We start from the raw sequence: 6,092 nt of genomic DNA, 5'->3' as shown, positions 1-6,092 counted from the left end.
GAGTGCGGCCAGCAGCAGCGAGTTCAAACTGTCTACGGGGACTAAGGAAACTCAACTCGCGCAACCCAGATGTTGAGCACAGATAGGAACCGAGAGTTTGAACCGCTAACCTCTTCTACGTATTCAGCAACAACGCACCGCGCGGAAGGAACATTTGGGCGCGTCTTTTTGCTTCGCGACGTCGAGAGCGCGCTTTGAGGGTTCAGGCGACATTTGGCGAGCTTGGCGCAAAGCGCTCGTTCTCACGTCCATTCCCCTACGAAACGTTTCGAGCGACGCTCGCTCGACGAGCGCCTCCTTTGACTCAGCTTTACGTCTCGCCCTCCGTTACGATGTGTTCAAAGAGCCGAAATGCTGATGCGCCCGCTCGATCCAAGCGGCGATCTTGATGCTTTGGCATCACGACGCGTTGGACGAGCCGAATGTCAACCCGAATTCGCGCTCGACTTTTAGTCAAAACGCGATTCCGTGCGTTCGCCTTGGCGTCGCCCGTATTTGGCCGCAAGTTCCGGGTAGGTTGCATTTTCTACGGGCGCGTTGCACAAATCGAGCGTCCGTTCGACCTTCTCGATATCTGCAGCATCGCCCTCGATTTCAGCGAAGAGGCCGAAGGGGAGTTCATCCAACGAGACGCGACACCGGTCCAGCCCGAAGGTCGCGCGCCGTTTCTCATAGACAAGCGTTGGGCGAAAGCCTAATGCTTCGAGTATGCGCGCCATGGCCTGTGGATCCTCGATCGCCGTTTCTTCTTCGCGTTGGCGTTTGACAGCCGATTGGGATGGCCAGCGTTCTTTAAAGGCCAGGGTAGCGCCGTTGCGCGTGCGGCGTAAGCGCAAGGCTTGGCGGGCAACGTCTAGCCCGTTGCCGCTGTAGATCGTGTTCTCCTCGAAATCTTCTTCGAGGCACGCCGCACCCAAAGTTCGGAGGCGTTGCCGCAGCGCCGTCGCGGCGGCTCGATCGAGGCGATACTTCTTCTCCGTTTCGACGTTCATCCTTAAAAATTCAGAGAGATTCTGTGGGCCGAGATAGCGTCTCTCTTTCCGCTGCTTTCGACCTTCGCGCGCCGACATCACAGCTTGCGCCTTCTCGGTTGCTAGTGAGCGCTCCGTCTCGGCAGTTCATCTTGCCTTCAAGGCTGTCTGATCCAGCGCCAAATCTCTGGGAGCGTCGCCCGTTTGCCGTACATCAAGATTCCAACGCGATAGACGCGCGCGGTGATCCAGACCAAACCGATTGCCGTCAAGACGCTGAGCGCCAGCGATAAGAGCGCTTCCCAAACGGGCGGCGCTTCGGTGACCAATCTGACCGGCATGATAACCGGCGCGAAGAAGGGGACGAGCGAGACGATCGTGGCGAAAGTCGAATTCGGGCTGCGCATAACGGGAAAGACCAAGTAGAAACCGATGACGAGCAAAAAGATCACTGGCATCGCGAGCTGTCCGCCTTCTTGTGTGGTCGTCGTCGCGGCGCCAGCCATGGCATAGAGCGTCGCGTAGATGAAGAAACCGACGAGAAAGAAGCCGAAGAAGTAGGGCAGCACAAACGGCGAAATCGACGGCAGGGAAAGGTTGACGCCGCTTGCAGAGAGCGCGGCCAGACCGTACACCCAGAAGAGCGCCGCGGCCAATCCCCAGACGGCGTATTGCGTCAGCGCGACGAGCGAGATGCCAATGAGCTTGCCCATCATCAGATCGAACGCCCGTGCCGAAGAGAGCAATACTTCGATGACGCGCGAGGTCTTCTCTTCGACCACCGACGAAAGCACCGCTTGTCCATGAAGGATGATGGTCATGTAGATCAGGAATCCGACGATGAAGGCAACGAAGAAGCCGGCACCGGATATATTCTCCTCGCCCCGCTCGCTGACCCGCACGACGTTTAGGCGCACGCGCTCGGAAAGCGACGCGATGCGGTGCGGATCGATCTGCGCGTCGCTCAGGCGCGCTTCGATCACGGCATCATTGATCGCCGATTCGATGTCATCCACCGTAAACAGATCGCTCGGATTACGCCCGTAGACTTCGGCCCGTCCGCTTGCGATCACATCGCGCGGCAGGATGACGTAGAAATCTATTTCACCGCGCCGTACGCTTTCGGCAAGTTCGCGTCGCGCATCTTCGAGCGACCGTTCCATTTCATCTGCGGAAGAGACTTCGTACCGTCCGGCGCTTTGGCGCGAGCGCGCCTTGCGCTCGTCGCCTTTCCGCTCACGTTCAAGCGCATCGCGCACGCGCTGGTAGAGGCGCCCGGTCTGGTCAAAGATGCGTATGCGTTTGGCTTCGCCCGCACCGAGCTGAAAGAGCAGCGCCGGCAAGATGCCGAACAACACCAGCAGCGCTGGCCCGATGAGGGTCATGACGATGAACATCTTATTTCGCACGCGCTCGAGGTATTCGCGGCGCGCGATGATCCAGATCTTGTTCATGATTCGCTGACTTTGGAGATGAAGATCTCACGCAAGCTCGGCTCGATCTGTTCGAACTTGGTCACGACGGCGCCCGACTGGACCAGACGGCGCAGCAACTCCTGCGGACTTGCGCCTTCTTGAAGGACGACCTCCAAGTGTTCGTCGCGCGAAACGACGCGCGCCACCAGCTCCTGGTCGTCCAGCACGCGCTCAGCCCCTTCAGCGCGCAAGGCGACGGCATTGCGCCGAAACGCGCGTTTGATCTCGCGCAACTCGCCATCGAGGACCTTACGCGCGCGATTGATCAAGCAGATGTCGTCGCAAAGCCACTCGGCTTGTTCGAGCAAGTGCGTTGAAAAGATGATCGCGCGTCCCTTGGCTTTGAACTCGAGGATGATCTTTTTGAGGAGTTCGGCGTTGATCGGATCGAGGCCGGCGAAGACCTCGTCGAGGATGATCAGTTCCGGCTCGTGCATGATGGTGGCGATGAACTGTACCTTCTGTTGCATCCCTTTGGAGAGTTCATCGGTTTTACGCTTTTTCCATTCGGCGAGGTTCAACCTCTCGAGCCAAATATCGGCGGTGCGCTCGGCCTCTTTGCGTTCCATGCCCTTGAGCTCGCCGAGAAAGCGGAGCTGCTCGCCAACGCGCATCCTTTTGTAAAGGCCTCGCTCTTCGGGCAAATACCCGATTCGATTTTGCAAGCGCGGCCCCATCCGTTGTCCGCGAAAGAGGACCGCGCCTTCGTCCGGTGCCGTGATGTCGACGATCATGCGTATGGTCGTCGTCTTTCCGGCGCCGTTCGGCCCGAGGAGTCCGAAGACGCGCCCGGCGCGCACGACCAAACTCAGATGGTCCACTGCCGTGAAATCGTCGAACCGTTTGGTCACGCCGTCCAACACGAGGACGGCCTCGCCATCCGAAGATGCAGATGGTCTCATCCCTTTCGCTTCACCCTCTCAATTCTGCAACTCGATGCGACAAACCGAAAGCACATCTTCCGCGGCACGCAGAGCGTTCAGCGTCTGTTCACCGACCGCGCCATCCGTTTCGATGACAGCCATCGCTTCACCGCCCGGCGCGCGTCGTCCCAGATGGAAGCGACTGATGTTGATCTGTCGCTCGCCGAGGAGCGTCCCGACTCTGCCAATGACTCCCGGCACGTCTCGGTTATGCAAGACGAGCATATGCCCAGCGGGAACGACCTCGATGCGGAAGCCGTCGATTTCGGTGATGCGCCCTTCAGCGCGCGGCCCAAACAGATCGCCCGCCACCGATTGCTCACCGCTTTGCGTCGCGACCACGGCGCGCAACGCAGGCGAATCATCATCGGCGCTGTGGCGCTGCGCGATCGTCACGGCGATGCCGCGCTCTTCGGCGATCAACAGCGCGTTGACGACGTTGACGCGCGCGCTCACATCGCGCAACAAGCCGGCGAGAAAAGCGCGCGCGATCTGCGCCGCATCGAGCGACGCCGCTTCGCCAGCGTATTCCAATCGCACTTCGCGCACAGGTTCACGCACCACTTGCGCTTCAAAACGCCCGAGCGCTTCGGCCAGCCGAAGATAGGGCTGCAGAACGTGTAGCTCCTGCGCGCTCAAGGCGGGCATGTTGACCGCGCCTCGCACGCTGCCCGTCAGGAAATAGTCGCGCAACTGCTCAGCGACGATCACCGCAACCGATTCTTGGGCTTCACGCGTTGAGGCTCCAAGATGCGGCGTGACGACCACCTCGTCGAGCGCAAGAAGCGGGTGGTCCGGTGGCAGCGGTTCTTCGCTGAAGACATCGAGCGCCGCGCCTGCCACCTTGCCGCTTTTGATCGCTTCGTAAAGCGCCCGCTCATCGACCAATCCGCCGCGCGCGCAGTTGACGATCTGCACGCCCGGTTTCATGCGAGCGAAGGCTTGGGCGCCGATGATCCCGCGTGTCTCGGGAGTTAACGGCGTATGAATCGTCAGGAAATCGGCGCGTTCGAAGACCTGATCGAGCGGCAGCAACTCGATATCGAGTTCGCGCGCTTGCTCCGGCGAAACGAACGGATCATAGGCGATGACCTTCATCTCGAACCCTTGCGCGCGACTGGCGACGACGCGTCCGATGCGCCCCAGTCCGATGATGCCTAACGTTTTTCCGCGCAGTTCGGTTCCGATGAACTTCTTTCGCTCCCACCTCCCCGCCTTCAAACTGGTTTGCGCTTGTGGGATGCGCCGCGCTAGCGCCAACAACAGCGCGAAGGTGTGTTCGGCGGTGGTCATCGTGTTGCCGTCAGGCGCGTTCATCACGACGATGCCGCGGGCCGTCGCCGCCGCAACGTCGATGTTGTCCACACCGACGCCCGCTCGCCCGATGGCGCGCAAGCGCCGCGCGGCGTCCATCAACTCCGCCGTTACCTTCGTCTCGCTGCGCACGATGAGCGCATCCACATCGCGCACCGCTTCAAACAACGCATCGCCTTTGAGGCCAGTGCGCTTTTCGACTTTGAAACCGGCGCTGCGCAAAGGCTCGAGGCCGATTTCGCTCACATCATCGGCGACGAAAACTTTGATCTCTTCCATTCTGAGCTCTTTACCTCGACAAATGTAGCGTTCCCCTTGATCCAAACGAACCGTAAGCCCTTCGTCCGGCGTTCCCCTTGATCCCAAAGAACCGTAGGCTTTTCGTCTTCGGAAACTGAACTTAAAGTTTTCTCATTGATTCGCCAGCGCCGTCAAGATTTGATGCACCTGTAACGTCGAATGACGGCCAGGCGGGTTCGCGCTCCTTCACGCTACAGCTCTTTGGTTGATGCCCCCATCGCTCGACAAGGGAGCCTAACGGATGACGCGCGCCTTGCCGTCCGCGCACACAACCGATACCTCGATTGCTCGATGCGCCCCCGGTTCGGGGCGACCGCACACCATCGCGCGCGGAGCCGCTTCTTGATCGAACTCCCACTAATGTCTCATAATTCCGAGCGGCGATGATTAGAGAAGAATTCCTCGAACTGCTCCGAACCGACGTGGCCTTCCGCGAAGAGGTGCGCCGCTAGCTTCTGACCGAAAGCTTGCTGGCGCTACCGGAGAGGTTCGACCAACTGACGAAAGCAGTTGACGAACTGGTCATCGCCGTCCGCGACCTCGCAGCAGCGCAGCAACACACGGATGAAAGGCTCAATGAGCTGGCCGTTGCCATACGCGATCTCACATCGGCACAGCAACGCACGGATGGACGTCTCGCGGAACTCACCAAAGCGCAACGGCGCACAGAAGCGCAGATCGCCGAACTCGTCGAAGCACAACAACGCACCGAGTCAACGATGCGCGAAATCCAGCTCGTCGTAAAGGATTTGGCGAACTGGCAACGTGGCGAAGCTGGACGTCGCGACGGCGAGCGTTGCGAACGCGATGTCGTTCGTCGTTCGCCGAGCACCAGTGCTCTTCAACGGCGGACAAGGCGGCCCGCCAGATCAACCGCAAGTGCGACAGCGCTTGACCAACTGCTCCGGCCCCTTTTGGAAGAACTGGAAACGAAACGCGAGGCCGATCCGTTCCTCGCCGATCTAATTCAGTGGAAGGGCGAGACCGTCATCGTGGTCGAGGTTTTCAACCAAATCAACGGCTACGATGTGATCAGGGCGGCCAATCGCGCCGAGACGCTGCGACGCGCTGGAGCGCAAGCCATGCCCATCGTCATCGGCGCGGCTTGG

4 protein-coding genes and 1 pseudogene are annotated in these 6,092 nt (G+C 60.0%); 1 reads left to right on the top strand and 4 read right to left on the bottom strand.

All coding sequences use genetic code 11. The annotated features are described in order from the left end of the window. Positions 1-449: 449 nt before the first annotated feature. The 4 genes from cyaB to serA all read right to left on the bottom strand — a co-directional run bounded on the left by cyaB (position 450) and on the right by serA (position 4,962). A complete protein-coding gene (gene cyaB / locus C4334_RS08395) occupies positions 450-992 on the bottom strand; it encodes a class IV adenylate cyclase (protein WP_352431635.1) in 543 nt (180 codons plus the stop codon). A 137-nt stretch (positions 993-1,129) separates the two neighbouring features. Continuing rightward, positions 1,130-2,425: an ABC transporter permease gene (locus C4334_RS08390; RefSeq protein WP_352431634.1), complete on the bottom strand. Its 1,296-nt coding sequence runs from the start codon at positions 2,423-2,425 to the stop codon at positions 1,130-1,132. Continuing rightward, a complete protein-coding gene (locus tag C4334_RS08385) occupies positions 2,422-3,348 on the bottom strand; it encodes an ABC transporter ATP-binding protein (RefSeq protein WP_352431633.1) in 927 nt (308 codons plus the stop codon). The genes C4334_RS08390 and C4334_RS08385 overlap by 4 nt, the downstream gene beginning before the upstream one ends. A gap of 18 nt (positions 3,349-3,366) precedes the next feature. Continuing rightward, complete coding sequence (serA, locus tag C4334_RS08380; RefSeq protein ID WP_352431632.1) at positions 3,367-4,962, bottom strand: phosphoglycerate dehydrogenase; 1,596 nt, start codon at positions 4,960-4,962, stop codon at positions 3,367-3,369. Positions 4,963-5,450: 488 nt separating this feature from the next. Between serA and C4334_RS08375 the strand changes: the two are divergent. Beyond that, positions 5,451-6,092: pseudogene (locus C4334_RS08375) on the top strand (hypothetical protein); the annotation flags it as partial.

The sequence above is a fragment of the Pyrinomonas sp. genome (genome assembly GCF_040289685.1).
Taxonomy (GTDB): Bacteria; Acidobacteriota; Blastocatellia; order Pyrinomonadales; family Pyrinomonadaceae; genus Pyrinomonas.
Note: the sequence above shows the minus strand (reverse complement) of the source record. Positions and strands in the feature narration are given on the sequence as shown.

What these genes read in the sequence shown, in the direction of transcription:
- cyaB (WP_352431635.1), bottom strand. Translation starts at nt 992, where the DNA reads ATGAACGTCGAAACGGAGAAGAAGTATCGCCTCGATCGAGCCGCCGCG.
- C4334_RS08390 (WP_352431634.1), bottom strand. Translation starts at nt 2,425, where the DNA reads ATGAACAAGATCTGGATCATCGCGCGCCGCGAATACCTCGAGCGCGTG.
- C4334_RS08385 (WP_352431633.1), bottom strand. Translation starts at nt 3,348, where the DNA reads ATGAGACCATCTGCATCTTCGGATGGCGAGGCCGTCCTCGTGTTGGAC.
- serA (WP_352431632.1), bottom strand. Translation starts at nt 4,962, where the DNA reads ATGGAAGAGATCAAAGTTTTCGTCGCCGATGATGTGAGCGAAATCGGC.